This is a genomic window from Pseudomonas oryzihabitans, from assembly GCF_014522265.1.
Lineage (GTDB): Bacteria > Pseudomonadota > Gammaproteobacteria > Pseudomonadales > Pseudomonadaceae > Chryseomonas > Chryseomonas aestiva.
On the sequence record NZ_CP017024.1, the window covers coordinates 3556041 to 3581566 of the forward strand.

Consider the following 25526-nt stretch of genomic DNA (forward strand, 5'->3'; position numbering starts at 1 on the left):
GTTTCCAAGCATGGTTTTCGCAAGAGGTTCGGGTATAAACCGCAGGCGGCATTTTGCCGTCATCTCTCCGACCTCTTTCCTTGAGGACACACCATGCGAATTAGCGTACGCCAGGCCTTGCTGGGCCTCTTCCTGCTGGGCTCCAGCGTGCTCGGTCAGGTCCAGGCCGGTGAACCCATCCGCGTCCTGTTCGTGGGCAACAGCTACACCTTCGTCAACGATCTGCCGGCAATGGTCCGTCAAATGTCCGTCGAGGCCGGTCAGTCGCGTCCGCTGGACGTCAAGCATGTGACCTTCAGCGGCGCCAGCCTCGAGGAACACTGGAAGCGCCACGACGTGCAGGACGAGCTGGCCAAGGCCAACTACGACTACGTGGTGATCCAGGATCACAGCATGATGCCGGTGAAGAATCCGGACCTCACCCGTCAGTACGTACGCCTGATCGCCGATCTGGCGCGCAAGGACGGCGCCCAGCCGATCCTGTACCTGACCTGGGCCCGGCAGAACAACCCGACCATGCAGGCGCAGCTGGACAGCGTCTATACCCCCCTGGCCAAGGAGACCGGCGCGCTGCTGGCCCCGGTGGGCCAGGCCTGGCAGAAGGCCCTGGGCGATCAGCCGCAGCCGGGGCTGTTCCTGCCTGACGGCAGCCATCCGTCCTTTACCGGCACCTACCTGACCGCCTCGGTCTTCTATGCGCTGATCTACGGCACCCGTCCGCCGCTGCCGGCCGCCGGCGAAAAGATCAAGTTCGATCACGCCGATCCCGCCGATCTGCAACAGGACGCCTGGAAGGCCCTGCAGTCCCTGGACATGGCCCTGCGCACGCCGCCGGCCAAGCTGAACGTGGCCAGCGTCCAGGCCAAGCGCTAATGCGCTACCGCCCCTGCGCGACCAGGCGTCGCGCAGGGGCCGGCAACCCGGCGGTTTTCCACCCGCCGTTCTTGTAAAGCCCCGCCGCACCCCCCAACTCTTTTACACTTACCGGTCCAAGCGACCGCCGTCGAAAGAGTTTCATGACCGATACCCCCTCCGTTGCCCGTCTCGCCGCCAACCTGGATCAGGCCTTCAACGCCGATCGCCATCGCCTGCGGCGCCAGCTCCAGGCCCTGCAGAAACAACCCGATCCGGCCCGCGAAGCCCAGTGGCTTGAGCGTTTCCAGGCGTCCTGTGCCAAGGTCGAGGCGCGGCGTGCCAGCGTGCCGCGCATCCGCTACGACGACGCCCTGCCGATCGCCGCCAAGCGCGAGGAGATCAAGCGCGCCATCGCCGCCCATCAGGTGGTGGTGATCGCCGGCGAGACCGGTTCGGGCAAGACCACCCAGCTGCCCAAGATCTGTCTGGAACTGGGCAGGGGTGTGCAGGGACTGATCGGCCACACTCAGCCGCGCCGGCTGGCGGCGCGCAGTGTGGGCGCCCGGGTGGCGGAGGAACTGGGTTCGCCGCTGGGCGAACTGGTCGGCTATCAGGTGCGGTTCGAGGATCAGAGCACCGATGCCACCCTGATCAAGCTGATGACCGATGGCATCCTACTGGCCGAAACCCAGCACGACCGCTTTCTCGAGCGCTACGACACGATCATCGTCGACGAGGCCCACGAGCGCAGTCTCAACATCGACTTCCTGCTGGGCTTTCTCAAGACCCTGCTGCCGCGTCGTCCCGATCTCAAGCTGATCATCACCTCGGCCACCATCGATCTGGAGCGCTTCTCCAGGCACTTCGACGGCGCACCCATCGTCGAGGTGTCCGGGCGGACCTATCCCGTGGAGACCTGGTACCGCCCGCTCAGCGCCGAGGTGGATGAAGACGGCGAACGGCTGGTGGACGATCTCTCGGTGGACCAGGGCATCCTCCAGGCGCTGGACGAGATCGAGGCCCACGAGCGCAGCGTCGGTCAGCGCCCGGGCGATGTGCTGGTGTTTCTCCCCGGCGAGCGCGAGATCCGCGACTGCGCCGAGGTCCTGCGCAAGGCCCAGCTGAAATTCACCGAGGTGCTGCCGCTCTATGCGCGACTGACGCCGGCCGAGCAGCAGAAGATCTTCCAGCCGCGTCCCGGGCGCAAGATCGTGCTGGCCACCAACGTCGCCGAGACCTCGCTGACCGTGCCGGGCATCCGCTACGTGATCGACAGCGGTACCGCGCGCATCAGTCGCTACAGCTATAGAGCCAAGGTCCAGCGACTACCCATCGAAGCCATCTCCCAGGCCAGCGCCAACCAGCGCAAGGGTCGTTGCGGCCGGGTCGAGCCAGGCATCTGCATCCGCCTCTTCAGCGAAGAGGACTTCCTCGGTCGCCCGACCTTCACCGATCCGGAAATCCTGCGCACCAACCTGGCGGCGGTGATCCTGCAGATGCTGCATCTGCGCCTGGGTCGCATCGAAGATTTCCCCTTCATCGAGCCGCCGGATGGCAAGGCGATCAAGGACGGCTTCACCCTGTTGCAGGAACTTTCGGCGGTCGATGTCGAAGGCCGCCTGCTGCCCCTGGGTCGGCAACTGGCGCGCCTGCCCGTCGATCCGCGGCTGGGGCGCATGCTGCTGGAGGCGACCGAGCAGGGCAGTCTCGCCGAGGTGCTGATCGTCACCAGCGCGCTGTCCGTGCAGGACCCGCGCGAGCGCCCGGCGGACCGCCAGACCCAGGCCGATCAGGCCCACGCTCAGTGGAAGGACCCGGATTCGGATTTCGCCGCCCTGGTCAATCTCTGGCACGGTTTCGAAGAGCAGCGCCAGGCGCTGGGTTCCAACGCCCTGCGCAGCTGGTGCCGCAAGCACTTCCTCAACTACCTGCGGCTGCGCGAGTGGCGCGATGCCCATCGCCAGCTGACCCTGCTGTGCCGCGAACTGGGGCTCCAGGTGCGCAAGGCCGAAAGTCCAGCGCCAGCAGCCGCGGAGGGCACCCACAAACCCGCGCCGACCACCGACAAGCACGTCAACGCCAAGGCCCAGCAACAGGCCGAAGCCAGCGAGGCGGCGGTACGCGCCCGTGGTTACGCGGCGCTGCACAAGGCCATTCTCGCCGGTCTGCTCAGCCAGATTGGCCAGAAGAGCGAGGATGGCGACTACCTGGGCGCGCGCCAGCGGCGCTTCTGGATCCATCCCAGCAGCGTCATCGGCCGCAAGAAACCCACCTGGATCATGGCCGCGGAGCTGGTGGAGACCACCAAGCTGTTCGCCCGCATGGTGGCCAAGATCGAACCGGACTGGATCGAGCCGGTGGCGGGGCACCTGGTCAAGAAGACCCACCTCGAACCCCACTGGGAGAAGAAGCGGGGCCAGGTGGTGGCCTATGAGCAGGTCACCCTCTATGGCCTGATCGTGGTCGGTCGTCGCCCGGTGCACTTCGGCCCCGTAGATCCGCCCGCTGCCCGCGAGTTGTTCATCCGCGAGGGCCTGGTGCGCGGCGAGATCAACAGTCGCGCCAAGTGCCTGGCCGCCAACCGGGCGCTGCTGGAGCGGCTGGACGAACTGGAAGCCAAGGCCCGCCGCCGCGACATCCTCGCCGACGAGGAAACCCTGTTCGACTACTATGCCGCGCGGCTGCCGGCGGACGTCTACCAGACTGCCACCTTCGACAGCTGGTATCGCCGCGAAAGCGCCAAGCAGCCCGATCTGCTGATCATGCGCGAGGAAGACGTCCTTGCCCGCGAAGCCAGCGAGGTCACCGCCGCCCAGTATCCGGACACCCTGCGCCTGGGCGAGTTGACCCTGCCGCTGTCCTACGAATTCGACCCGACCCATCCGCGTGACGGCGTCACTCTGCGGGTGCCGGCGCCACTGTTGCCACAGCTGCCGCCCCAGCGCCTCGACTGGCTGGTGCCAGGGTTGCTCTATGACCGCTGCGTGGCCCTGGTGCGCAACCTGCCCAAGGCCCTGCGCAAGAACTTCGTCCCGGTACCGGATTTCGTTCGCGCGGCGCTGGACAAGATCCCCTTCGGCGAGGGCTCGCTGCACGAGGCGCTGGGACGCGAATTGCAGCGCATGACCGGTGCCCGCATCCCCGACGACGCCTGGCCGGAGGCCGAAGCCGGCCTGGATCCGCACCTGCGCATGAATCTCGAGGTGGTCGATGCCCAGGGCAAGCCGCTGGGCGAGGGCCGCGACCTGGCCGAGGTGACGGCGCGCTTCGCTCAGGAAAGCCAGGCGGCCCTGGCGCTGCCGACGCAGAAGCGCCAGGAGCAGCGCCCGGTGGAGGCCAAGGCCTTCGCCGAGGTGGCGGCCAAGACCCAGCAGCAGGTGGCCGGCCTTTCCATGACGGTCTATCCGGCGCTGGTGGACGAGCAGGGCACGGTGCGCGAAGGCCGCTTCGCCACCCAGGCCGAAGCCCGCTACCAGCACCGCCGCGCCCTGCAGCGACTGCTGCTGCAGCAACTGGCGGAACAGGCCAAGTTCCTGCGCGGCAAGTTGCCCGGGCTCACCGAGCTGGGCCTGCTGCACCGCGAACTGGGCCGGCCGGAGGCCCTGGTGGAAGACATCCTGCTGGCCAGCCTGGACGCCACCATCCTCGCCGACGACGCCGAGCTGCCCCGCGATGGCGCCGGCCTGGCCTCGCTGGCCGAACGGCGCAAGGCGGGCTGGACCGAGCAGGCCGAACGCATCGCGCGCCTGACCCTGGAGATCCTCAAGCTCTGGCATGGCCTGCAGAAGAAATTCAAGGGTCGCATCGACCTGGCCCAGGCGGTGGCCCTCAACGACATCAAGGCGCAGCTGGGTAGCCTGGTCTATCCCGGGTTCGTCCGCGATACGCCGCTGGAATGGCTCAAGGAGTATCCACGCTACCTGAAGGCCATCGAGCAGCGCTTCGACAAGCTCGGCGGCCAGGTGCAGCGCGATCGCGTCTGGAGCGGCGAGCTGGCCGGACTCTGGGAGCAGTATCGCGCCCGCGCCGCCAAGCATGGTCAGGAGGGCAAGCGCGACGCCAACCTAGAGCTCTATCGCTGGATGCTGGAAGAGTATCGGGTGTCGCTCTGGGCCCAGCAGCTGGGCACGCGGATGCCGGTGTCGGACAAGCGGCTGAACAAGCAGTGGAGCCAGGTGGAGGCCTAGCGGTCCTCCATCGGCGGCGCCGCTCGGAAGATGTTCGAGCGATCATCCGTAGATCTCTGAGCCGCGCTGTCTGGGCGGCAACCTGGTGGTACGGCTGGCCGCGTGGCGGAGCGTCTCCCGGCATGGGTTGGCGCCCGCCGCCCGTCTTTCGCTCACTGTCCGGACGACTACTAGATGCTCTGGACGGACAGCCACCCAGCCACTGGCCCGCGATGTATGAACGTCTGGTGCGGGCCTAGCGTGGCAGCACCTGGCGCAGCGAGCCGCCCACATCCGGCAGGTCCATCTCGATACGCCGCCACCAGGCTTCCGCGAAGCTGTAGAAGGCAAAGGCAATCAGGCCCAGGCCTACCACCGACAGCACCAGTCCGCCGAAGGGCAGATTCTGCAGGCCGTTCAGGGCGTCCTTCATGCCCGGCGGATGCAGCGCCTGGTAGCGCGAACCGCTGACCACCAGCAGGACGGCGATCTCGACGAAAGCCACGCCCCGAGCGATCAGGCCGAAGCGACCGATGGGCCGAATCATGCGCAGCTGTTCGGGACTGGCTTCGAGATAACGCTCGAAGCTGGCCTTCCAGCCCTTCACGAAATGGGCGAGGCCCACCCCCAGGGGGATCAGTGCGGCGACGTAGACCAGCAGATTGGAATAGCGCCAGCCGAGGATCATCTGCAGCAGGTCGTTGGTTTCCCCACCCGAACCACCGCTCTGGCGCAGACCGCTGATCAGCAGGCCCAGGGCGAAGAAGGCCAGTGCGCCATAGGTGATGCCGCCCACCAGCAGGCCGGCGCGGATCACCAGGCCCTTGGGCTTGCTGCCATGGTCATCGACATCGCGGATGGCCTGGAGAATACGCCAGGCCGCGAAGGCGATCAGACCGACCACCACCAGGCCGACCAGAAAGTGCCCGAAGGGCTGGGCGAGCAGGGCTTCCAGGCTGTCGTGGCTGTCCGCCGGCTTGCCGGAGCCGCGTGCGGCGAGCAGCGCCAGGACGCCGATGATGAGATAGACGAGGCCACGAGCGGCGTAGCCGCCGCGAGCCAGCAAGGTAAGTCCGGTACGAGTGTGCATCTGTTATGCCCTGTTACATTCTGCCTTGTACTGACCGGTGGCCCGCGTGCGGGTTCTAATGGCCGGACGGACGTTCTCCGGGGACTGGCAGCGAGCGGGTTTTGGCCTTAGGCTCGCACCCTTTGCTCCGGCGACCGGTTCATGGACAAAGCGCGACTGCTTCCCCTCATTCTTCAGGCCCTGGAAGCCGACCGCGAGGTCATCAGCCAGCAACTGGCGGCCAGTCACGAGGCGGCCACCCACAGCGAAAGCAAGGCTGAGAACAAGTACGACACCCGCGGTCTGGAAGCGGCCTATCTGGCGGATGGCCAACGCCGTCGCCTGCACGAGATCGAGCTGGCCCTGGCGGCCTACCGGGCGCTGACACCCGTGGCCATGAACGACGGCATTCGCGTCGGTGCCCTGGTCGAGTTGACCACCGCGACGGCCAGCCGCTGGATGTTCCTCGGCCCGGATGCAGCGGGACTCAAGGTCAGGCTGGATGGCCACGATGTCCTGGTGATCTCGCCCCACGCACCCTTGGGTCAGGCATTGCTGGGGCGGGAGGAGGGCGATGAGGTGGCGGTGACGGTGGAAGGCAAGGTGCACCGGCAGGAGATCCTGGCGGTGTATTAACGTAGGACAGAGGTAACGTCCTGTCTCCATCGTGGCCTTGGCCCGCGCCTGTGGACTGGGCAATGGCGGCGGATCGCGAGCGTGCCGGTGCCGATGGAGATGAATGCCCGCCCGGATAGCTCCCTCTCCCCTCGGGAGAGTGTTGGGGTGAGGGTGCCTTCGCCACGAAGCCCCGGTGGAAAAGGCTACGCCGTTTTCCACGCTACGATCCCATGTGGTGCCGTTGATGGTAATCGCGGCCATGGGCCGCTCCTACAGACCTCGCTTAGGGGCGTCGACCATGTTGTGCGATTAGGGCAGTGCTCCAACCCTTCAGGTTAGCTGTAGGAGCGGCCGCATCGGCGGACCGCCATGGCCGCGATCAAGAGACGTTGAGGTCCGCCGTGATTCCAGGATTGCCGCCAGGGCGATCCCTCTCTCAGGTCTCCACTCCCTCCACCGGCCGGTTGGCCCTGGGCGGTGCCGCCTCTTCCTTTTCCGACTTCGGCCGATGCTGATCCAGCCAGGCGCGGCCCTGATTCTGGGCCTCGTCGACCTTCTTGTTCAGCTTGTCGAGGGTCCCACCGAGGGTTTCCCGCGCCTGTTCGCGAGCGGCTTCCTCCACCTTGGTGGCGAAGCTGTCCGCGGCCTTCTCGGCACTGTCGCAACCGCCGAGACCAAGTAGCAGGAGAATGCCGGCGAGTCCGAGGATGGCTCTGGTAGTCATGGTCGTCCGCTCCTTCACGAAGGCCTGTTCAGGGAGTCGCGCGGCTCATGACCGGCAGCGGTGGGCTTGGCCTCGCTGCGGGTCTTGTACAGCGACACCAGCACGCCACCGGCCAGCAGGCCCAGGGTCACGCTCAGGGAGATCGCCGGGGGGATCTTGCCGATGATGCCCACCAGGAAGATCTTGCAGCCGATGAACACCAGCACCAGCGCCAGGGCGTACTTGAGATAGGCGAAGCGATGGATCATCGCCGCCAGGGCGAAGTACAGGGCGCGCAGGCCAAGGATGGCGAAGACGTTGGAGGTGTAGACGATGAAGGGATCCTGGGTGATGGCGAAGATCGCCGGCACGCTGTCCACCGCGAACACCAGGTCGGCGCACTCGATCACGATCAGCGCCAGGAACATCGGCGTCACCCAGAGCACCGTCTTGCCGCTGGCATCGGGCTGGCGCACGAAGAAATGCTGGCCGTGCAGCTCGTCGGTCACGCGCAGCTTCTTGCGCAGGAATTTGATGAAGAAGTTGTCGTCGAGCTTGGGCTCTTCGTCCACCTTGGCGAACAGCATCTTGACCCCGGTGATCACCAGGAAGGCGCCAAAGACGTAGAGGATCCAGTCGAACTGGTGGATCAGGGCGGCGCCCAGGCCGATCATGATGGCGCGCAGCACGATCACCCCGAGGATGCCCCAGAACAGCACCCGGTGCTGGTATTCCCGCGGGATGGCGAAGAAGCCGAAGATCACCGCCATGAGGAAGACGTTGTCCATGGACAGCGACTTCTCGATCAGGAACCCGGTGACGTAGTCGAGGCTGGCATCGGCGCCCTTGAGCTGCCAGACGAAGAGGGCGAACAGCAGGCCCGCGGTGATGTAGCCCGCGGACAGCAGCAGGCTTTCCTTGACCTCGATGGGCTTGTTCTCCTTGTGGAGGACACCCAGGTCGAAGGCCAGCAGGGCGATGACGACGGCGAAGAAGGTCAGCCACATCCAGGTGGCGGTGCCGAGGAAGTCGGCGAAGAGGAATGCATGCAGGGCGTTCATGAGCCCCTCCTTAGTCAAGTTTCAAGACTATGACTCGACATGGCGGCACATACCGTCAGAGGGGCCCGGGTCACCAGGACAGGATTTCGAACTCGCGCACATTCGGCAAGGCTTGCAGTTTTACAAAATGCAACCGCTCTGGATCAGGCCTCTCGGGAGGAATGGTGGCCGGTGATCAGCCAGCGGCCGTCGATCTGCTCGAAGGTGAAGAGAAAGCGTGCGGGCACACTGATGACCTGCTCGCCATCGCGATAGTGGAAGACATAGAGGCCGCCGACCACCACGGTGCTGAGTTTGCTGCTGACCCTCTTCTTGAAGATCTCCACGTCGCACACCAGCCCCTCATTGGCGAGGAAATTGCGGAAATATTCCCGCCGGCTGTCCTCGCAGTCCCGCACCTCGTTGGAAAGCGTCGGCACCAGGATGGCGTCGGGCGCATAGAGCGCAAGAATGGCTTCCACATCGCGGGTGGCGACGGTCGCCGCCCAGGTGTGCAGAGCAGCCTTGGCGCCGGCGAGGCAGGCGATCTCTTCGTTGGAGCGAGCAGGCGCGTGGGCAGGACTGGCAACGGACACGGCGTTATCCTCAGGTGAACTTGAAATTGTTATAATATAACAATTGGTACTGAGCGAGTACGTGCCATGGCCAGATCGTTGGAAGATGACACCGGTCGGGGAGATCCGGGTCATGACGGGGCGGCGTCGCCGTCGGTAGCCGGCGACGGCGGAGGAGTGCGGCTCAGCGATTCTCGATCTTCGAGCGCAGCGGGATCTCTTCGCGGGAATCGGTCTCGCTCACCGGCTGGCCGACCATCTCTTCATAGACCGCTGGCTGGGCGATGAACAGGCGCACCTCCTTGACGTCGTCGAGGATACGCCGGGCTTCTTCCACCGAGGCCACGTGCAGGGTCGCGCCCTTGTCATCGGCGACCGGTACCGAGGTGCCTTCCACCAAGGCATGGATGACGTAGGAGCCGCCTTCCATGGACACCAGGTTGACTTCCTTGACCGCGCCGGCCTTGACCTGCTGATTCAGCTCTTTGATATTCATCGACACACCTCGGTTATCACGCTAACGAGCCCTCCGCGGCGGCAGGGGGAGTTAGGGATTCGAGGCGAGGGCAGGGCTGGGAGTTCCGATGCGAGAGGCGGCCAGGGCGCGTTTTGCGGCTTTTTTCAGTACCCCGTCATTTCCAGATAGCCCACCCCCTTGGCGCTGCCCTCCACCCTGACCGGACCTTCCCAGTAGGGCGTGCCCAGGGCCATCCAGGCATCGGGGTTGACCGCCGCGATATGCAGATCGAGCTGCCGCCCCGGCAGGGTGATGGACCAGCGTACCGGCACCTCGCGTCCGGCGACCCTGTGGGTGGACTCCGGCGCCAGGCGGATATCGCCGGGATGCAGGGGCTGGTTGTGGCCGTCGGCACCGATCAGGTTGCCGAACAGATAGTGCTGGCCGTCGGCCTGGCGCAAGCGATAGAGCATCAGTTGCCGACCGTCGTCCAGGTGCAGGGAAAACCAGTCCCAGCCGAGCTGGTCCGCGGCCAGGTGCTGGCTGCTCCATTCGCGATCCAGCCAGGCCAGGCCCTTGACCGGCACGCGCCGGCCTTCGATCTCCAATTCGCCCTGGGCCTGGAAGAACGGCTGGCTGTAGTAGTAGGACGCCTGGCCGCTGGCGGATTTGCGACTCACCCCGCCTACGCCCTGGAGCACCAGCGGGCCGCTGGCGGCGAGATTCAGCCGGTAGGCGAAGCCCGGACCCTGGGTCCGAACCTCGGCGCGTCCGTTCAGGTCTCCGCTCAGCCGCCAGTCGTCGATCCAGGCGGAAAAGGGCGCGGCGGTCACCCCGGCCTGGCCGATGCCGCCGCGACCCTGGGTCTGGGCGGAAAACTGGCGGGTCTCGCTGGTAAGACCGGCATGGCCCAGCCAGAGGTTGCCGTTGCTCCAGCCGGGCTGGTCGGCGCCGGGGCGCAGGGCGCTGCGGAACAGCGTCCATTGCACGCCGTATTGATGGCCCTCGGCATCGCTGAGGTTGGCCGTGACGTACCACCATTCGATGCGGAAATCCGGGTGGGCGCCGTGATCGGCCGGAAAGCTGAAGACCTTGCCCGGCACTACCGGGGCGAAGTTCTCGCTGCCCTGGCCGAGGCCGGCGAAGCCTGCGGACGGCGGCTGCTCGTCGCAACCGGTGAGCAGCAGGAATGCGACCAGCAGGACCCTAGCGTTCATTACCGAGTTCTCGCAGCAGATCCAGCGGTTGACTGCGCTGCAGCCGAAGCAGGGGCCAGGCGGCCGCCAGCAGGGTCGCCAGCAGGGCAATGGCGGAGAGCGCCAGCAACTGGCCCGGAAAGACCTGCAGCGGCAATCGCCAGCCAAAGGCCTGGACGTTCACCACCGCCACCAGGCACCAGGCGAGCAGGATGCCCAATGGGATGGCCAGCGCCAGGGTCAGCAGGGCGAGCCCCAGCAACTGGCCCAGACTGAGCAGGATCAGCCGCGGACGCTCGATGCCCAGCGCCCAGAGTGGCGCGAGCTGGCCGAGACGGCGCTGCGCCTGGCCGAGCAGGGCGATGAACAGGGCGAGACCGGCCACTGCCAAGGTCAGGGCATTGAGCGCCGCGGTGGCGCTGAAGGTGCGCTCGAAGACCTGGTCGGCATAGCGCCGCAGCTGACCCTGGTCGATGGAATGACTGGCGTCCAGTGCGAAGCGCTGCTGCAGCTCGCTGCGCAGGGCCTCCACCTGCGCCGGCGCCATGCGGACGACGATGCGCACCAGGGCGGCATCCGGCCACAGCGCCCGCAGCCGGGCCTGGGGTAGCAGCAGGTGGCCACGCGGATTGCCATAGTCGGCATAGGTGGCGAGCACCGGGGCGGACCAGCGACCCTGGCTGCCCTGCAGCTCCAGCCGTTGCCCCTTGACCACCCCCAGGCGGCGGGCCAGTTGCTCGCTGAGCATCAGGCCATCACCGGCGAAGAACGGCGTCCAGGCCTCGTCGCCGGCATCGAGCAGCGGCCAGTGTCGCCGATAGAGATCGGCGTCGAGGATACCGCTCAGGGTAGATGGCTGGCCTTGAATACCCGTCTCCCGTTCGTACACCGGCAGTACCGCGCGCACGCTGGATTGGCGGGGCAGCCAGTCGAGCAGGGTCGCCGCCTGGGCAGCGTCCTGCGGGCGCAGATAGAGTTCGGCGGCCAGGCGCTGGTCGAGCCAGCCATCGAAGGTGCGGCGAAAACCCTCGGTCATGCTGCCGGCGCCGACATTGGCCGCCAGGGCCAGCAACAACGCCATCAGCGCCTGGGACAGTCCGGGCAACTGTTGTCGGGCGTCGGCCAGGAACCAGCGCGAAAGTGGCCGCCGTGCCCGCTTCAGCAGGAGATCCAGCAGAGCGCTCAGCAGCGGCGGCAACGCCAGCGCGGCAGCCAGCAGGAGGCAACCCAGCAGGGCCAGGCCGCTGGCCAGGCTGTTGCCGCCCAGCCAGAGGACCAGCGCCGCCAGGCCCACCAGCAGGGCACCCAGCGCCTGGCGACGCAGCCAGCGGCCATGGGCAGCGCGCCAGGCCTCGCCCTGGGCCAGGGCCAGCAGCGGTAGCCGCGCCGCGCGCCACAGACCATCGGCACCGGCCAGCAGGGCTCCACCCAGGCTGAGGCCGAGGCCGGCCAGCCACCAGGCCGGACTCAGGGTCAGGCTGCCGGCGATTTCGGCGCCGTAGAGGCCGCGCAGGCTGGCCGCCACATCGGGTAGCAACAGCGCCGCCAGAAGGTACCCGCTGGCAACCCCCAGGGCGCCCGCCACCAGGGCGATCAGCGCCAGCTCCAGGGTCAGCGCCAGTACCAGGGTCGCGGCCGACAGGCCACAGGCGCGCAGGGTACGCAGTAGGGCCCGGCGCTGTTCCAGCGCCAGACCGGTCGCGGCATGGACAATGAACAGGCCGACGGCAAAGGCCAGCAGGCCGAGTGCCAGCAGGTTGAGGTGGAAGCTGTCGGTCAGGCGGTCCAGTTCGGCGCCCTGGTCATTCTCCACCCGTTGCAGGCTGACCCCGTCCAGGGTGGGCAGGGCACGTTGGAAGGTCTTTGGCAGGATCAGCCGGGAAAGCTGGTCTGGCGCGTCCAGCAGGCGCTGAGCCTGGCCGATGTCCATTACCAGGGTACCGGGCGCCAGGCCGGGGCGCGGCTGCAACGGTGGCAGCACCAGGCCATCGGCGCGATGCAGCACCGCGCCGGCCTGCAGCCGCCATTCACGCAGCGTCTCTGGCGCGATCCAGGTGGTCCCGGTCGGACCGAGGAAGTCGAACAGGGCCTCTGGCGGTGCGCTGGCCGTCACGCCGCGATCGCTGGGCAGACTGACTGGTTCGATGCCCAGCAGTGGCAGGGCGCCCTCGCGCTCGGCCAGGGTCAGGCGCCCCTGTAGGACGGGCGACACCGGCCAGCCCTGGCGGCGCAGTTCGACGAACAGCGCCTGGGGCAAGCGCTTGCCGTCGGGGGCTTCAAGACTCGACTGGTCGGCGCCGAAGAGGGCGCTGGCCTGGGCATAGCTCTGGCGGGCCTGGGCGTTGAGCGCCAGCACTCCGGTCAGCAGTGCGGTCGCCAGCCACAGGCCGGCGACCAGGCCGGCGAGTTGCAGGGGATGCCGCCGCCAGTGACTGACCAGGCTGTGCAGACTCCAGTAGAGCAGCCTCATGATGGGCCCACGGCTGCGCCGCCGAGACGTCCGCGTTCCAGTTGCAGGGTGCGATCGAGATGACTGGCGATACGCGCGCTGTGGGTCACCATCAGCAGGCTGCTGCCGGTCTCGGCCACCAGTTCCAGCAACAGGGCGAGGGCCTGGTTGCCACTGGCTTCGTCGAGATTGCCGGTGGGTTCATCGGCGAGCAGCAGGGGTGGCCGGGAGGCGAGCGCCCGCCCCAGGGCCACGCGCTGCTGCTGGCCGCCGGAGAGCTGTTCCGGATAGCGTTCCAGCAGGGTGGCCAGGCCCAGGCGTTCGGCCAGCTCGGCTTGCCAGCGCGGATCATGGCGGCCGGCCAGCCGGGCCTGGAAGGCGAGATTGTCGGCCACGGTCAGACTGGCGATCAGATTGAATTGCTGGAAGATCAGCCCGATGCCCTCGCGGCGCCAGGTGGCCAGACCACGCTCGTTGAGGCTGGCGAGTGCCTGGCCGGCGGCCTGGATCTGGCCGCGGTCAGGTCGGTCGAGACCGGCGACCAGGTGCAGCAGGGTGCTCTTGCCACTGCCGGATTCGCCCATGAGCGCCAGACTCGCGCCCCGCGCCAGGCTCAGGTCCACGCCGCGCAGGACCGGCAGCGGCCCCTGGGGCGTGGGATAACTCTTGTGCAGATCGGTGATGGTCAGCATCGCGCCTCCAGCGCCGGTCGTGGTCTGCAATCGACCGGGCGCGGGCGGTGACGTTCAGCGCGGTCAGCGGCGCTTGGCCTTGCCCTTGCCAGCTTTTTCGTCTTCCTCGCGCTGCAGGCGTTCGCACTTGCGCACCATGTTCAGGTAGTACACGGCGCTGCCGGCGAACAGGATGATGGGCAGCGCCAGGGACATTTCCAGCAGGCTGCCGGGGAAGGCGCTGGGCACCCAGTGGTGATAGAGCAGGATGCCGATCGCCAGCAGCACCGAGTACAGCAGGCCGTAGCCGCCGGCCTTGCGCGATTCGCGGGCGAGGTCGAGGGGCGGGCGATTCAGATCGTTGGGCTCGAACATGGAGGTCTCTAGCAGGCACTGAAGAAGGCGCTAGTCTAGCGCCTGGACTCGCGCCGGTCGCCACTGCTCGGGCACCCCGGACAAGACGTCGCAGGGATTGCCCGCCCCTCGTTCACGCGATGTTCAGGCAGACCTAAGCTTGAAATCTTATCCTTTGCAGCCATTTAGAGGCCTGACGATGGCAAGCGAGCAGGTCTCCTTGTAAGCTCGATCAGTTATTTGAACGCGCACAATGCGCACGGATAAGGAATCAACATGAAACAGTATCGGTTGGCAGCAGCGGTGGCCCTGGTGGGTCTGGTTCTGAGCGGCTGCGACTCCAAGCCCAAGGTCGAGCTGGAAAGCCCGGCCCAGAAGGCGTCCTACGGCATCGGCCTGAACATGGGCAAGAGCCTGGCCCAGGAAGGTATCGATGACCTGGATCCCAAGGCCGTCGCCCTGGGTATCGAGGACGCCGTTGGCAAGAAGGACCAGAAGCTGACCGATCAGCAGCTGACCGAAGCCTTCGCCGCCCTGCAGAAGCGTGCCGAAGAGAAGATGACCAAGGTCAGCGAAGACAACGCCAAGGCCGGCAAGAAGTTTCTTGAAGAGAACGGCAAGAAGCCTGGTGTGATCACCACCGCCTCCGGCCTGCAGTACGAAGTGGTCAAGAAGGCCGACGGCCCGCAGCCCAAGCCCACCGACGTGGTCACCGTGCACTACGAGGGCAAGCTGGTCGACGGTACCGTGTTCGACAGCTCCATCAAGCGTGGCACCCCGATCGACCTGCCGGTCAACGGCGTGATTCCGGGTTGGGTCGAGGCGCTGCAACTGATGCATGTCGGCGAGAAGATCAAGCTGTACATCCCCTCCGAGCTGGCCTACGGCGCCCAGAGCCCGAGCCCGGCGATCCCGGCCAACTCGGTGCTGGTGTTCGACCTGGAACTGCTCGGCATCAAGGACGCCGCTGCTGCCGACGCCGAAGACGCCCCGGTCGCTCCGGCTGCCGATGCGCCGGCCGCTGCCGAAAAGGCCCCGGCCAAGAAGTAAGCCGCGCCTGCTGTATCAGACGCCCTGCCTTGCAGGGCGTTTTACGTTGGGCGGCGGGAAACCCTGACGCAGCGGTGCGATCAAAGCTGGGGTGCAAAGCCCTGCGCCAAAGGGGTTGCTGCCCTCCGTTCTCCATTGCTCGAGGTGTCCATGAAGCCGCCGAAGAATTTTGATCGCTATCTGGGTATCGCCCAGCGCCTGCTGATCCGTGGCCGCCTGCCGGCGCTGCTGCTCGGCGTCGCGCGCAAGACCAGCAAGCGTGGACTCAAGCTGGGCGAGGCCCGTGAGACCCTGGGACTATTCCATCAGTTGCTGCTGGCCTGGTGGCGCGGCGAGTATCGCGGGGTCAGCCGCAAGACGCTGCTGACCGTAGCCGGCGGCTTGGTCTATTTCCTGCTGCCCATCGACCTCATTCCCGACTGGGTGCCCATGTTCGGTCTGCTCGACGACCTCGCCGTGCTGGCCTGGGTCGGCAAGGCCTGCAGCGACGAGCTGGATGGCTTCCGAGCCTGGCGCGCCAACCGTACCGCAAGTCAGCAGGCGGCCCTGGCCGCGCTGCCCGACCGGCACGAACGGCCGGCGGCAGGTGTCGCCCTCGATCAGCTGCGGGACTGAATGGCTTGAGCGTACGCATCAGTCGCCAGCACTGGCTGGCCTTGCTGGATGAACTGGAAAGTGCGCGGCGCAGCCGCAGCCTGCTGACCTATCGCTCGGTGATCGAGCGGCTGGGGCTGCCCCAGCCGGCGATGGTGACTCTGACCACGGCGCTGGAGTACCTGGCGGCCCTCGATCGTCGCGAGGGCCGGCCCCTGCGCAGTGCGCTGGTGGTGAGCCAGAGCGGCACGCGCATCCCTCGTGAAGGTTTCTTCGACTGCGCCCTGCGCCTGGGTGCCCTGGACGGCTCGCCGCCGGTGAGCGATGCAGTCAGCTGGCACGCGGCCGAGGTGACCCGGGTATTCGACCACCGCTATCCCGACCATCGCCTTGAATAGGGTTCAAGCCCGCATCAGGTGCAGGCTGTAGCCGGGCACCCTCTTGGCGTTGCGCTTGGCTTCCGAGGCAAGGCCGGCCAGGCCGCTGGCATCCACCCGCTTGCCGGCCTCCTTGTCCAGCTCCACGACCCCAGTGACAGCGACAGCAGCGGATACTCGCGGCGGCGGCCGTCTCTGTCGTAGGCGAGAAAGCAGCCGGCTTCCAGGTGCTCGCTGCGATAGAAATGCCGGCAGCGCTCCTGGAAGCCCGCCATCAGGCCGTTGAGTCGCTGTCGCCAGTCCGAGGAACCCAGCACCACCAGAAAGTCGTCGCCACCGATATGGCCGACGAAGTCCTGCTGCGGATCCAGGCGTTCGGAGAGGGTCTGCGCCAGCGAGAGCAGCACCTCGTCGCCCTTGGCGTAGCCATAGAGATCGTTGAAGGGCTTGAAGCCATCGATGTCGACGTAGCACACCACGGCTTCGCGCTGCTGATCCAGCAAGCGCGTGAGGCACTGCTGGATGGGCACGTTGCCGGGCAGCTGGGTGAGGGGGTTGGCGTGCTTGGCCTGCTGGATGCGCTGCTCGGTAATCAGCCGCAGGACATCCATCACCCGACCGACCCCGACATAGCGACCGCCCTCGGTAATGATGAAATCCTCTTCGATGCGCTGGCGTGCCCGCGCGGTGAGCAGCCGGCTGACCTGCTGCAGCGACTGGTTGGTTTCGGTGGCCAGGAAATCCTGGCTCATCAGCCGGTCGATGGGCTTGCGCGCGAACACTTCGTGGGCGAAGGGCTTGAGCAGCGCCGAACTCAGCTCGTGGTGATGGACGATGCCCACCGGGCGATCGTCCTCGTCCACCACCGCCAGGGTATTAAGGCTGGGTTGCAGGCGGAAGCGCTCCAGTACCTCGGGGATCAGCATGTCCTGGCCGACCGCGACCTGCTCGACCCTGAGGCTGGCGACGGTGGTCGCTTCCTCGGCGAAATCGGAACTGCGGGTGGTGATCACCGGCAGCAGGGTCTGGATCTCGCGCGGCGGGGCCGCCGTCGGGCGGCCCAGCAGATAGCCCTGCACCAGGTCGATGCCCATGCTAGCCAGGGTCGACAGCTCTTCGTGGGTCTCGATGCCCTCGGCGATCACCTGGGCCCGGGAGGCTTCGGCCATCTTCAGGATGGAGCCGACGAATTCGCGTTTCACCGCATCGCGGTGGATGGATTCGATGAAATGCCGATCGATCTTGACGAAGTCCGGGCGCAACTCCGACCAGCGCCGGAGGCTGGAATAGCCCGCGCCCAGATCATCGAGGGCGATGGAGAAGCCCATGGCGCGGTAGTGGTGCAGGGCGGTGGCCAGCAGCGCGAAGTCATCAATGGGCGCCTGTTCGGTCAGCTCGATCACCACCTGGGCCGGTGAGAGCCCCAGGCGCTGCAGCAGCTTGAGGGTCTGCCCCGACTGATGCGCCGGCTCCAGCAGGGTTTCCGGGCAGACATTGAGAAACAGCAGGCCATCCAGGGCCAGTTCGCGAAAGGTCTGGCAGGACTGCTGGCGGGCGGCGATTTCCAGTTCGGACAGGCGACCGGCCTGGCGGGCGGTGGCGTAGAGGGGCAGGGGGGATTGCAGCGGAGTATTGGAGGCGCCGCGGATGAGCGCCTCGTAGCCGAGGATGCGTCGCTCGCTCAAGGACACTATGGGTTGAAAGAGCGAATGCAGCTCGCGGTTGGCGAGAATGCGATCCAACACCCCAGCCTGGTCGTTAAGCGTCATGGTTAGCCTGTAGAAACCCAGAAACGAAAATGCCCGGGGGTCGCACTTGGCGACCCCCGGGCATTTCACGACAGAGATATGACGCTTTGATGTCAGCGCTTGGGTGGTGTCTGACTCAGGTCGAGATAGTCCAGCAGTACATGACCCGACTCCATCAGGTAGGCGTCGTCCTGCGGCTTGGTCTTGTCGTCGTCGATCGCCGGGTTGTCCTCGTCGATCTTCTTCAGCTCCTTGAGCGGGGCTTCACCCTTGCCCTGGCGCCGCTGGTTTTCCATGGCCAGCTGGCGATTGTCCAGGGCGGTCTGCTCGGCCCGGCGCTTCTGCTCGTTGAGGCTGACGGTGGTGTCCGCCGCCAGCTCCTGGGCCAGCTTCAGGCGCTCGCCAGCGAAGATGAAGTCGGGATCCTTCTGCACCCGCACGTCATGGCGCTTGACCAGTTCCGGCAGGTAGTTGGCGAAGGGATTGCTCAGGCCGGTCACCGCCGGGGCGATGGTATCCCAGGGCATGGAATCGGGCAGGGCGCTCTCGCCGATCTGCTTGGTGTCCACCACCGCCGGGTAATCGATGTCCGGCAGGACGCCCTGATGCTGGGTGCTCTGGCCGGAGACGCGATAGAACTTGGCGATGGTCAGCTTCAGCTCGCCATGGTTCAGCGGCTGGATGGTCTGCACGGTGCCCTTGCCGAAGGTCTGGCCACCGACGATCAGCGCGCGGTGATAGTCCTGCATGGCGCCGGCGAAGATCTCCGAGGCCGAAGCGGACAGGCGATTGACCAGCACGGTCAGGGGGCCCTTGTAGAAGGCGCCGCCTTCGTCGTCGGCCAGCACCTCGACCTTGCCGTCGCCATTGCGCACCAGCACGGTGGGACCCTGGTCGATGAACAGCCCGGTCAGCTCGGTGGCTTCCTGCAGCGAGCCACCACCGTTGTTGCGCAGGTCGAGGACGATGCCGTCGACCTTTTCCTTCTGCAGCTCACCGATGAGCTTCTTCACGTCACGCGTGGTGCTTTTGTAGTTCGGATCGCCCGCGCGATAGGCCTTGAAGTCCAGGTAGAACGCCGGCACGTCGATCACGCCGAGCTTGTAGTGCTTGCCCTCGTGGGGCACGTCGATCACGTGCTTCTGCGCCGCCTGCTCTTCGAGCTTGACCGCTTCGCGGGTGATGGTGACGATCTTGGTCTTCTGGTCGTTCGGCGCATTGCTCGCCGGGATGATCTCCAGGCGCACCTTGGAGTTCTTGGGCCCGCGGATCAGCTTGACCACCTCGTCGAGGCGCCAGCCGATGACATCGACCATTTCGCCGTCACCCTGGGCGACGCCGACGATCTTGTCGGCCGGAGCGATCTGCTTGGACTTGTCGGCAGGGCCGGCCGGGACCAGGCGCAGGATCTGCACGTAGTCGTTGTCGTTCTGCAGCACTGCGCCGATGCCTTCCAGCGACAGGCTCATGTTGATGTCGAAGTTCTCCGCGCTTTCCGGCGAGAGATACTGGGTGTGCGGGTCGTAGGACTCGGCGAAGGCATTGATGTAGGTCTGGAAGACATCTTCGCCACGGGTCTGGTTGAGGCGCGCCAGCTGATTCTTGTACCTCTTGGTCAGCTGCTGCTGGATCTGCTGGTCGGTCTTGCCGGACAGCCGCAGGCGCAGCACCTCGTCCTTGAGCTTGCGATGCCAGAGATCGTCCAGCGCGGCGGTGTCCGCCGGCCAGGCCGCCTTCTCGCGATTGGTGTTGAAGGACTCGTCGACACTGAAGTCGAGCTTGCCGATGCCGGCGTTGAGCAGGCCCAGCCCATAGTTCAGCCGCTCGGTCATGCGCTGGGCATAACGGCGGTAGATGGCGAAGCCCGGTTCGAGATTGCCCTGCTTGAGGTAGTCGTCGAAACGGGTGCGCGAGGCATCGAATTCGCGGATGTCGGCGGCATTGAAATATAGCCGGCCGGGATCAAGCATCTTCAGATAGCTGTCGTAGATCTTGATCGACTGGGCATCGTTGAGCGGCGGCTTGCTGTAGTGGTGCCGCTTGAGCAGTTCGACGATGTTGAGGCTGGCGATAACCTGGTCGCGGTCGGGTTGCAGTTTCTCGGCGCCTACCGGCGCGTTGGGCTTGGCGAAGAGGGGCGTTGCGCTGACGCCAAGCAGGACAACGAGGGCGGTACGGGACAAGAGCTGCTTCATGTGTATTCGACTAATGCACGGAAAGGAATAGGCTATAGGCCCTTCCCGGCCCGGGCGGTTCCGCGGCCAGGGGAAGTATGACGGGCGCTGACGAAAGTCGTCTGACGGCGGTCTGAAGGGTAGCGGCGATCGGAGGGGAAGGCTGTGACAGCCCCGCGTCTTCCGGTCCGCTCGACTCCCGCAGAACCCGCCGGCGCAGGCGCTTTTCGTCAAAGCCTGAGCCACTATGGAGGCACCGTGAACGCATTGCAAGGTATCGAAGGGCAACTGGAATGGCAGTCACTGAGCGCTCGCGCTCTGGCGCCAGGGGAAATTCGCATCAAGGTGGCGGCCGCCGGCCTCAACCGTGCCGACCTGCTGCAACTGGCCGGCAACTATCCGCCGCCACCCGGCGCGCCGGCGACCCTGGGCCTCGAATGCGCCGGGGTGGTCAGCGAGACCACCGCGGATTCGCGCTGGCAGGTGGGTGATCGCGTCTGCGCACTCCTGGCCGGCGGCGGCATGGCCAGCGAGGTGGTTGTGGATGGGCGCCAGGCCGCTTCCGTGCCGGAAGGCCTGTCGTTGGTCGAGGCCGCGGCGCTGCCCGAGGTCTGGGCGACCGCCTGGAGCAACCTGTTCGACCTGGCCGCCCTGCAGCCGGGTGAAAAGGTGCTGCTGCATGCCGGTGCCAGCGGCGTTGGCTCGGCCGCCATCCAGCTGTGCAAGGCCTTTGGCAATCCCTGCTGGGTCAGCGTTGGTTCCCAGGATCGTCTGGCGCACTGCGAGCGCCTCGGCGCCGAGGGCGGGGTGCTGCGCAAGACCGATTTGGAAGGCCTGCGCGATTTCGCGCCCTTCCACGTCATCCTCGATCCGGTGGGGGCGAACTATGCGTCGCTCAACCTGGACCTACTGGGCCAGGATGGACGCTGGGTGCTGATCGGCCTCATGGGCGGTCGTCAGGCCGAGATGGATCTGGGCAAGGTACTGGGCAAGCGCATCCGCATCATCGGTTCGACCCTGCGCAATCGATCCGTGGAGTTCAAGGCCAAGACCATGAGATCCCTGGAAGCCAGGGTCTGGCCGCTGTTCGCCGAAGGCAAGCTGAACGTCAACCTGGAACGCCGCTTCGCCGCCCAGAACGCCGAAGCCGCCTTTGCCGCCCTGGAAAGCAACGAGGTGAACGGCAAGGTGGTGCTGGTGCTGGACGAGGGGTTGGAGTAGCACCCACGGCCAGGGTTATCGCGGCCATGGCGGTCCGCCGCTACGGTCGCTCCTACAGATCGAGTCCGCTGTAGGCGCAACTGTCTTCATCGCGGCCATGGGCCGCTCCTACGAGGGGCGATGCTTCTGTAGGAGCGGCCCATGGCCGCGATAACATAAGTGTCTTACTGACTCTACCGCCAGCTGAGGATCGGCCAGCCGGCCTGTGTCGCGCGCTCGCGCAATACCGGATCCGGGTTGACCACGTGCGGCTTGCCTACCGCTTCGAGCAGCGGCAGGTCGTTGCGCGAGTCGGAGTAGAAGCTGGCGTTAGCCAGCAGGCTGCAGTCGCCGCCGAGCAATTCCAGCAGCCGGGTCAGCTTGCCTTCGCGAAAGGTCATGACCCCTTCCACCTGGCCGCTGTAGACGCCGTGGCTGACCTGCAGGTCGATGGCCAGCACCTCTTCCACGCCCAGCCGCTCGGCGATGGGCTCCACCAGATGCACCCCGGAAGCCGAGACGATGATCACGCGGTCGCCGGCGGCGCGGTGGGCGGCGATGCACTTCATGGCGTCGCTGAAGATCAGCGGTTCGATGACGTCCTCGACCCAGGGACCGACCTCGAAATCCACTTCTTCGGGCGTGCGGCCCACCAGGGGTTCGAGGTGGAAAGCCATGTAGTCTTCCATGGCCAGTTCGCCCTGGGCGTAGGCCGCCATCAGCTCGCTGTCGCGCCGCACGAATGACTCGCGGTCGACCCAGCCGAGCACGCCCATCTGCTGGCTCCAGAGACTGGAACAGTCACCGTCGATAAGGGTTTCGTCGAGATCGAAAATCGCCAGGGTCATGCCACTTCTCTCAGGCTGTCGGAATCGACGGCCAGGGTGACGGCTGTGCCGTTCGCCTGCAAGGCCGACGGGCCATGGTTGAGAACGTCGACATTGAGTTCGCAGGCTTCGGTGGCGATCCGGTAGCGGATCACGTTGCCCAGCAGGCTGTGACTGACGATGCGGCCGCTGAAACCACCGGCGACGCCGAGCCTTATGGCCTCGGGACGAATCGCCACCTGTCCCTGGAAGGTCTGGCCGAACAGCCGGCTGGCCTGGTCGGCGCTGAGCAGGTTGTAGTTGCCGATGAAGCCGGCGGCAAAGGCATCCACCGGCGCGGTGTAGAGGGTCTCGGCATCGCCACTCTGGACGATGCGCCCGTCGCGCATCAGCACGATGCGATCGGACAGGGTGAGAGCCTCTTCCTGGTCATGGGTGACGAACACCGTGGTCAGCCCCAGCTCCTGCTGGATGGCGCGGATCTGCTCACGCAGGTGGCGGCGGATACGGGCATCCAGCGCCGAGAGGGGTTCGTCCAGGAGCAGCAGCCGTGGCCGCACGATCAGCGAGCGCGCCAGGGCCACCCGCTGGCACTGGCCACCGGAGAGCTGGTGTGGATAGCGTGTGGCGAAGCCTTGCAGTTCTACCAGGGTCAGGACCTCCTGCACGCGCTGCTGCACCTCATCCCGTGCCAGGCGCTGCATGCGCAGGCCGAAGGCAACGTTCTGCTCCACCGTCATGTTGGGAAACAGCGCATAGCTCTGGAACACCATGGCGATGCCGCGGCGCTGCGGTGGCAACTGGGTGATGTCCTGGTCGGCCAGCATGATGGCGCCACGGTCGACCTCGGTGAGCCCGGCCAGGCAGCGCAGCAGGGTGGACTTGCCGCAGCCCGAGGGGCCGAGCAGGGTCACCAGTTCGCCCTGTTCGGCATGGAATTCGATGTCGGTGAACAGGGTGTTGGCGCCGTAGCGCTTGTGCAGTCCCTTGACCGCGAGATAGCTCATGTCCGCTCCCGATTCAGGCGATTGGCGATCCAGGTCAGCAGCAGGACCGCGAGGAAATAGGAGATCACCAAGGCGCTGGTCAGGTGGCCACTGCCGTTGCGCAGGTTGTAGAGGTAGATCTGCAGCGTCTCGTAGCGCGTTCCCACCAGCAGGTTGGCGAAGACGAATTCGCCGATGAGAAAGGAAAAGGACAGGAACAGCGCCACCATCAGCCCGGTCCGCAGATTGGGCAGCACCACCAGCAGGGCGGCGCGCCAGGAGCTGGCGCCGAGCAGGTGGGCGGCGTCCATCAGGTCGCGCAGATTCAGCGCCTGGAGGTTGTTGCTGATGGCGCGGTACATGAAGGGCAGGGCGATGGTGAAGTAGCAGAACACCAGGATCCAAGGCGTGCCGGTCAGCGGCAACGGACCACTTGCGTAGAGCTGCAACAGACCAACCGCCGAGACCACCGGCGGTACGGCGAAGGGCAGCAGGATCAGCACGTTCATCAGCGCATCCAGCCGTGGAAAGTGATAGGCGACGGCGAACATGGCCGGCAGGATCAGCACGCAGGACAGGGCCAGGGCGCCAAAGCAGATCGCCAGGGAACGACCGAAGGCGGCGAGAAAGCGCGGCTCGCTCCACAGCTGCAGGTACCACTTGAAGGTGAAGCCCGCCGGCAGCAGGGTCGCCGACCACTGGGTGGCCAGGGAATAGAGGAGGGTCGCGGCCAGGGGCGTGAACAGGATCAGGAACAGGACCCAGACCACTGTCCGATGATAGAGGCGCTCAGTTCTGGACATGCCGACTCCGCCGTAGCAGCCACTGGTGGACGAGGGTGATCAGGGTCATGAAGGCCACCAGCAGCATGGCCAGCGCCGCGGCCAGGTTGGGCTCCAGATAGATGTCGCCGGAAACCAGGGCGGCGATGCGCACCGGTACCACGTTGAAGTTGCCGGTTGTGAGCGCATAGACCGTGGCGTAGGCGCCCAGGGCGTTGGCCAGCAGGATGATGAAGGTGCCGACCAGCGCCGGGCTGAGCACCGGCAGGCCGATGTGCCGCCAGTATTGCCAGGTGCCGGCGCCGAGCAGCGCCGCCGCGTCGCGCCAGTCCTGCTTGAGGGCTTCGAAGGCCGGGAACAGCAGCAACACCCCCAGGGGAATCTGGAAGTAGGTGTAGATGAGGATCAGTCCGCCCTTGGTGTAGAGGTTGAAGCCTTCGATCAGTCCGAATTGCTTGAGCGCCAGGGTCAGGCAACCGTTGATGCCCAGCAGGATGATGAAGGCGAAGGCCAGCGGCACCCCGGCGAAGTTGCTGGTCATGTTGGTGAAGGCCACCACGAAGCCGCGCAGCCGCGAGTCGACCCGGGTCAGCGAATAGGCGCCGAGCAGGGCGATGAGCAGACCGCAGACGCTGGACCAGAGCGAAATTTCCAGGGAGAAGCGGATGGCCTGCAGGTAAAAGGGCGAGCCGAGGATTTCGGCGTAGTTGCCCAGGCCCCAGCCACTTTCGCTGGAATTGAAGCTGTTGAAGGCGATCCAGGCCAGGGGCGCCAGCTGGAAGGCGCCGAACACCAGCAGGAAAGGCAGGATCAGCAGCAGGGCGAGCCAGGGCCGCTTCATGCCAGCAACTCCCGGCATAGCGGCTTGTCGTGGGCAAGACCCAGCAGCGTGCAGACGGTGCCGCAGATCTCCACCTGGCGCGGTGTGGCCTCGCCCAGGGAGAAGCCCGCGCCGAAGACGAACAGGGGCACCTCGCGTTCTTCCGGAAGCGTCCCGCCGTGACTGCGGTCGTCGTTCATGCCGTGGTCGGCGGTCACCAGCACCTGGTAGCCGGCGTCCAGCCAGGCGGGCAGGTAGTGGGACAGCAGGCCGTCGGCGCGGCGCGCGGCATTGCGGTATTCGGGGCTGGAGAGGCCGTGCCGGTGGCCGGCATCGTCGATGTTCATCGGATGGACCAGGAGGATGTCCGGCGCCTGGGTCAGGCGCAGGTGCTCGGCGTCGTCGAACAGATGGGAATCCGGGTAGTGGTCGGCGTAATAGAAGTGGCCGTGCTGGATCGGCAGGGCGGTGTCGCTGACATGCCTGTCCCGCGCTCGATCAAAGGGGCTGCGGTTGTAGAGTTCGCTGACCCAGTGATAGGCCGCCGCCGCCGTGGTGAGGCCGGCGGCCTGGGCCAGATGGAAGAGGCTGATCTGGTTGGACAGCCGATCCACGCCATTGTGGACGATGCCGCTGCTCACCGGGGTACCCCGGTGAGCAGGCATTCGTAGAGCGGGCGGGAGAGCGAGGGCAACTCGCATTCCAACCGGTAGAGGCGACCCCGGCCAGCCAGGCAGAGCGCCTGGAGAAAGCCGAGTCCGTGTTCGGCGACCCTCAGGGCGAGTCCGTCCAGCATGACCAGGATGACCTTCATG

General features: G+C 66.1%; 21 protein-coding genes and 2 pseudogenes. 7 read left to right on the plus strand and 16 right to left on the minus strand.

Annotated features, from left to right (window positions below):
- Positions 1 to 93: 93 nt before the first annotated feature.
- A complete protein-coding gene (locus BGI51_RS16475; protein WP_187979020.1) occupies positions 94 to 873 on the plus strand; it encodes an SGNH/GDSL hydrolase family protein in 780 nt (259 codons plus the stop codon).
- A gap of 143 nt (positions 874 to 1016) precedes the next feature.
- Positions 1017 to 5042, plus strand: coding sequence for an ATP-dependent RNA helicase HrpA (gene hrpA, locus BGI51_RS16480; RefSeq protein WP_187979021.1), 4026 nt, complete (start codon positions 1017 to 1019; stop codon positions 5040 to 5042).
- 235 nt (positions 5043 to 5277) lie between these two features.
- Here hrpA and BGI51_RS16485 read toward each other — a convergent pair whose 3' ends face one another.
- Complete coding sequence (locus BGI51_RS16485) at positions 5278 to 6111, minus strand: DUF1206 domain-containing protein (protein ID WP_187979022.1); 834 nt, start codon at positions 6109 to 6111, stop codon at positions 5278 to 5280.
- A 141-nt stretch (positions 6112 to 6252) separates the two neighbouring features.
- Between BGI51_RS16485 and BGI51_RS16490 the strand changes: the two genes are divergently transcribed.
- Positions 6253 to 6726, plus strand: coding sequence for a GreA/GreB family elongation factor (locus BGI51_RS16490; protein WP_187979023.1), 474 nt, complete (start codon positions 6253 to 6255; stop codon positions 6724 to 6726).
- Between the two features lie 418 nt (positions 6727 to 7144).
- Here the strand turns inward: BGI51_RS16490 and BGI51_RS16495 are convergent, their stop codons facing one another.
- The 8 genes from BGI51_RS16495 to BGI51_RS16530 all read right to left on the minus strand — a co-directional run bounded on the left by BGI51_RS16495 (position 7145) and on the right by BGI51_RS16530 (position 14174).
- On the minus strand, positions 7145 to 7432 hold the full coding sequence (locus BGI51_RS16495; protein ID WP_187979024.1) for a hypothetical protein: 288 nt from the start codon (positions 7430 to 7432) through the stop codon (positions 7145 to 7147).
- 14 nt (positions 7433 to 7446) lie between these two features.
- The gene (locus BGI51_RS16500) at positions 7447 to 8472 is read right to left on the minus strand and encodes a TerC family protein (RefSeq protein ID WP_187979025.1); all 1026 of its coding nucleotides are present in this window, start codon (positions 8470 to 8472) and stop codon (positions 7447 to 7449) included.
- Positions 8473 to 8615: 143 nt separating this feature from the next.
- The gene (locus BGI51_RS16505; protein WP_187979026.1) at positions 8616 to 9047 is read right to left on the minus strand and encodes a DUF4440 domain-containing protein; all 432 of its coding nucleotides are present in this window, start codon (positions 9045 to 9047) and stop codon (positions 8616 to 8618) included.
- Positions 9048 to 9210: 163 nt separating this feature from the next.
- Positions 9211 to 9522 (minus strand): DUF6482 family protein, encoded by a 312-nt coding sequence (locus BGI51_RS16510; protein ID WP_187979027.1) that lies wholly within the window; start codon positions 9520 to 9522, stop codon positions 9211 to 9213.
- Between the two features lie 125 nt (positions 9523 to 9647).
- The gene (locus BGI51_RS16515; RefSeq protein ID WP_187979028.1) at positions 9648 to 10700 is read right to left on the minus strand and encodes a lipocalin-like domain-containing protein; all 1053 of its coding nucleotides are present in this window, start codon (positions 10698 to 10700) and stop codon (positions 9648 to 9650) included.
- Entirely contained in the window at positions 10690 to 13149 is a 2460-nt protein-coding gene (locus BGI51_RS16520; RefSeq protein ID WP_187979029.1) for an FtsX-like permease family protein, read from the minus strand. Before BGI51_RS16520 ends, BGI51_RS16515 begins: the two co-directional genes overlap by 11 nt.
- Positions 13146 to 13820 (minus strand): ABC transporter ATP-binding protein, encoded by a 675-nt coding sequence (locus BGI51_RS16525; RefSeq protein ID WP_187979030.1) that lies wholly within the window; start codon positions 13818 to 13820, stop codon positions 13146 to 13148. Before BGI51_RS16525 ends, BGI51_RS16520 begins: the two co-directional genes overlap by 4 nt.
- Before the next feature lie 63 nt (positions 13821 to 13883).
- Positions 13884 to 14174, minus strand: coding sequence for a hypothetical protein (locus BGI51_RS16530; RefSeq protein ID WP_187979031.1), 291 nt, complete (start codon positions 14172 to 14174; stop codon positions 13884 to 13886).
- Between the two features lie 255 nt (positions 14175 to 14429).
- Between BGI51_RS16530 and BGI51_RS16535 the strand changes: the two genes are divergently transcribed.
- The 3 genes from BGI51_RS16535 to BGI51_RS16545 all read left to right on the plus strand — a co-directional run bounded on the left by BGI51_RS16535 (position 14430) and on the right by BGI51_RS16545 (position 16195).
- Entirely contained in the window at positions 14430 to 15203 is a 774-nt protein-coding gene (locus BGI51_RS16535) for an FKBP-type peptidyl-prolyl cis-trans isomerase (protein WP_133859356.1), read from the plus strand.
- Positions 15204 to 15353: 150 nt separating this feature from the next.
- Positions 15354 to 15818, plus strand: coding sequence for a YkvA family protein (locus BGI51_RS16540; RefSeq protein ID WP_133859355.1), 465 nt, complete (start codon positions 15354 to 15356; stop codon positions 15816 to 15818).
- A gap of 5 nt (positions 15819 to 15823) precedes the next feature.
- A complete protein-coding gene (locus BGI51_RS16545; protein ID WP_133859354.1) occupies positions 15824 to 16195 on the plus strand; it encodes a hypothetical protein in 372 nt (123 codons plus the stop codon).
- A 3-nt stretch (positions 16196 to 16198) separates the two neighbouring features.
- On the opposite strand, the pseudogene BGI51_RS16550 reads toward BGI51_RS16545, so the two are convergent.
- A pseudogene (locus BGI51_RS16550) lies at positions 16199 to 17943 on the minus strand (EAL domain-containing protein).
- A 92-nt stretch (positions 17944 to 18035) separates the two neighbouring features.
- Entirely contained in the window at positions 18036 to 20117 is a 2082-nt protein-coding gene (locus BGI51_RS16555) for a carboxy terminal-processing peptidase (RefSeq protein ID WP_187979032.1), read from the minus strand.
- 237 nt (positions 20118 to 20354) lie between these two features.
- Here BGI51_RS16555 and BGI51_RS16560 point away from each other — a divergent pair, with 237 nt between their 5' ends.
- Positions 20355 to 21317 carry an NAD(P)H-quinone oxidoreductase gene (locus BGI51_RS16560; RefSeq protein WP_187979033.1) on the plus strand — a complete coding sequence of 321 codons (963 nt, stop codon included), beginning with the start codon at positions 20355 to 20357 and terminating at the stop codon, positions 21315 to 21317.
- A gap of 173 nt (positions 21318 to 21490) precedes the next feature.
- Here BGI51_RS16560 and BGI51_RS16565 read toward each other — a convergent pair whose 3' ends face one another.
- The 5 genes and pseudogenes from BGI51_RS16565 to BGI51_RS16585 all read right to left on the minus strand — a co-directional run bounded on the left by BGI51_RS16565 (position 21491) and on the right by BGI51_RS16585 (position 25525).
- Complete coding sequence (locus BGI51_RS16565; RefSeq protein ID WP_187979034.1) at positions 21491 to 22144, minus strand: HAD family hydrolase; 654 nt, start codon at positions 22142 to 22144, stop codon at positions 21491 to 21493.
- Positions 22141 to 23130 (minus strand): ABC transporter ATP-binding protein, encoded by a 990-nt coding sequence (locus tag BGI51_RS16570; RefSeq protein WP_187979035.1) that lies wholly within the window; start codon positions 23128 to 23130, stop codon positions 22141 to 22143. Before BGI51_RS16570 ends, BGI51_RS16565 begins: the two co-directional genes overlap by 4 nt.
- Positions 23127 to 23912: an ABC transporter permease gene (locus BGI51_RS16575; RefSeq protein WP_133859349.1), complete on the minus strand. Its 786-nt coding sequence runs from the start codon at positions 23910 to 23912 to the stop codon at positions 23127 to 23129. Before BGI51_RS16575 ends, BGI51_RS16570 begins: the two co-directional genes overlap by 4 nt.
- Complete coding sequence (locus BGI51_RS16580) at positions 23899 to 24732, minus strand: ABC transporter permease (protein ID WP_133859348.1); 834 nt, start codon at positions 24730 to 24732, stop codon at positions 23899 to 23901. The genes BGI51_RS16575 and BGI51_RS16580 overlap by 14 nt, the downstream gene beginning before the upstream one ends.
- Positions 24729 to 25525, minus strand: a pseudogene (locus BGI51_RS16585) (alkaline phosphatase family protein). The gene BGI51_RS16580 and the pseudogene BGI51_RS16585 overlap by 4 nt, the downstream one beginning before the upstream one ends.
- Position 25526 lies beyond the last annotated feature (1 nt).

What these genes read in the sequence shown, in the direction of transcription:
- BGI51_RS16475 (WP_187979020.1), top strand. Translation starts at nt 94, where the DNA reads ATGCGAATTAGCGTACGCCAGGCCTTGCTGGGCCTCTTCCTGCTGGGC.
- hrpA (WP_187979021.1), top strand. Translation starts at nt 1,017, where the DNA reads ATGACCGATACCCCCTCCGTTGCCCGTCTCGCCGCCAACCTGGATCAG.
- BGI51_RS16485 (WP_187979022.1), bottom strand. Translation starts at nt 6,111, where the DNA reads ATGCACACTCGTACCGGACTTACCTTGCTGGCTCGCGGCGGCTACGCC.
- BGI51_RS16490 (WP_187979023.1), top strand. Translation starts at nt 6,253, where the DNA reads ATGGACAAAGCGCGACTGCTTCCCCTCATTCTTCAGGCCCTGGAAGCC.
- BGI51_RS16495 (WP_187979024.1), bottom strand. Translation starts at nt 7,432, where the DNA reads ATGACTACCAGAGCCATCCTCGGACTCGCCGGCATTCTCCTGCTACTT.
- BGI51_RS16500 (WP_187979025.1), bottom strand. Translation starts at nt 8,472, where the DNA reads ATGAACGCCCTGCATGCATTCCTCTTCGCCGACTTCCTCGGCACCGCC.
- BGI51_RS16510 (WP_187979027.1), bottom strand. Translation starts at nt 9,522, where the DNA reads ATGAATATCAAAGAGCTGAATCAGCAGGTCAAGGCCGGCGCGGTCAAG.
- BGI51_RS16515 (WP_187979028.1), bottom strand. Translation starts at nt 10,700, where the DNA reads ATGAACGCTAGGGTCCTGCTGGTCGCATTCCTGCTGCTCACCGGTTGC.
- BGI51_RS16520 (WP_187979029.1), bottom strand. Translation starts at nt 13,149, where the DNA reads ATGAGGCTGCTCTACTGGAGTCTGCACAGCCTGGTCAGTCACTGGCGG.
- BGI51_RS16525 (WP_187979030.1), bottom strand. Translation starts at nt 13,820, where the DNA reads ATGCTGACCATCACCGATCTGCACAAGAGTTATCCCACGCCCCAGGGG.
- BGI51_RS16530 (WP_187979031.1), bottom strand. Translation starts at nt 14,174, where the DNA reads ATGTTCGAGCCCAACGATCTGAATCGCCCGCCCCTCGACCTCGCCCGC.
- BGI51_RS16535 (WP_133859356.1), top strand. Translation starts at nt 14,430, where the DNA reads ATGAAACAGTATCGGTTGGCAGCAGCGGTGGCCCTGGTGGGTCTGGTT.
- BGI51_RS16540 (WP_133859355.1), top strand. Translation starts at nt 15,354, where the DNA reads ATGAAGCCGCCGAAGAATTTTGATCGCTATCTGGGTATCGCCCAGCGC.
- BGI51_RS16555 (WP_187979032.1), bottom strand. Translation starts at nt 20,117, where the DNA reads ATGAAGCAGCTCTTGTCCCGTACCGCCCTCGTTGTCCTGCTTGGCGTC.
- BGI51_RS16565 (WP_187979034.1), bottom strand. Translation starts at nt 22,144, where the DNA reads ATGACCCTGGCGATTTTCGATCTCGACGAAACCCTTATCGACGGTGAC.
- BGI51_RS16570 (WP_187979035.1), bottom strand. Translation starts at nt 23,130, where the DNA reads ATGAGCTATCTCGCGGTCAAGGGACTGCACAAGCGCTACGGCGCCAAC.
- BGI51_RS16575 (WP_133859349.1), bottom strand. Translation starts at nt 23,912, where the DNA reads ATGTCCAGAACTGAGCGCCTCTATCATCGGACAGTGGTCTGGGTCCTG.
- BGI51_RS16580 (WP_133859348.1), bottom strand. Translation starts at nt 24,732, where the DNA reads ATGAAGCGGCCCTGGCTCGCCCTGCTGCTGATCCTGCCTTTCCTGCTG.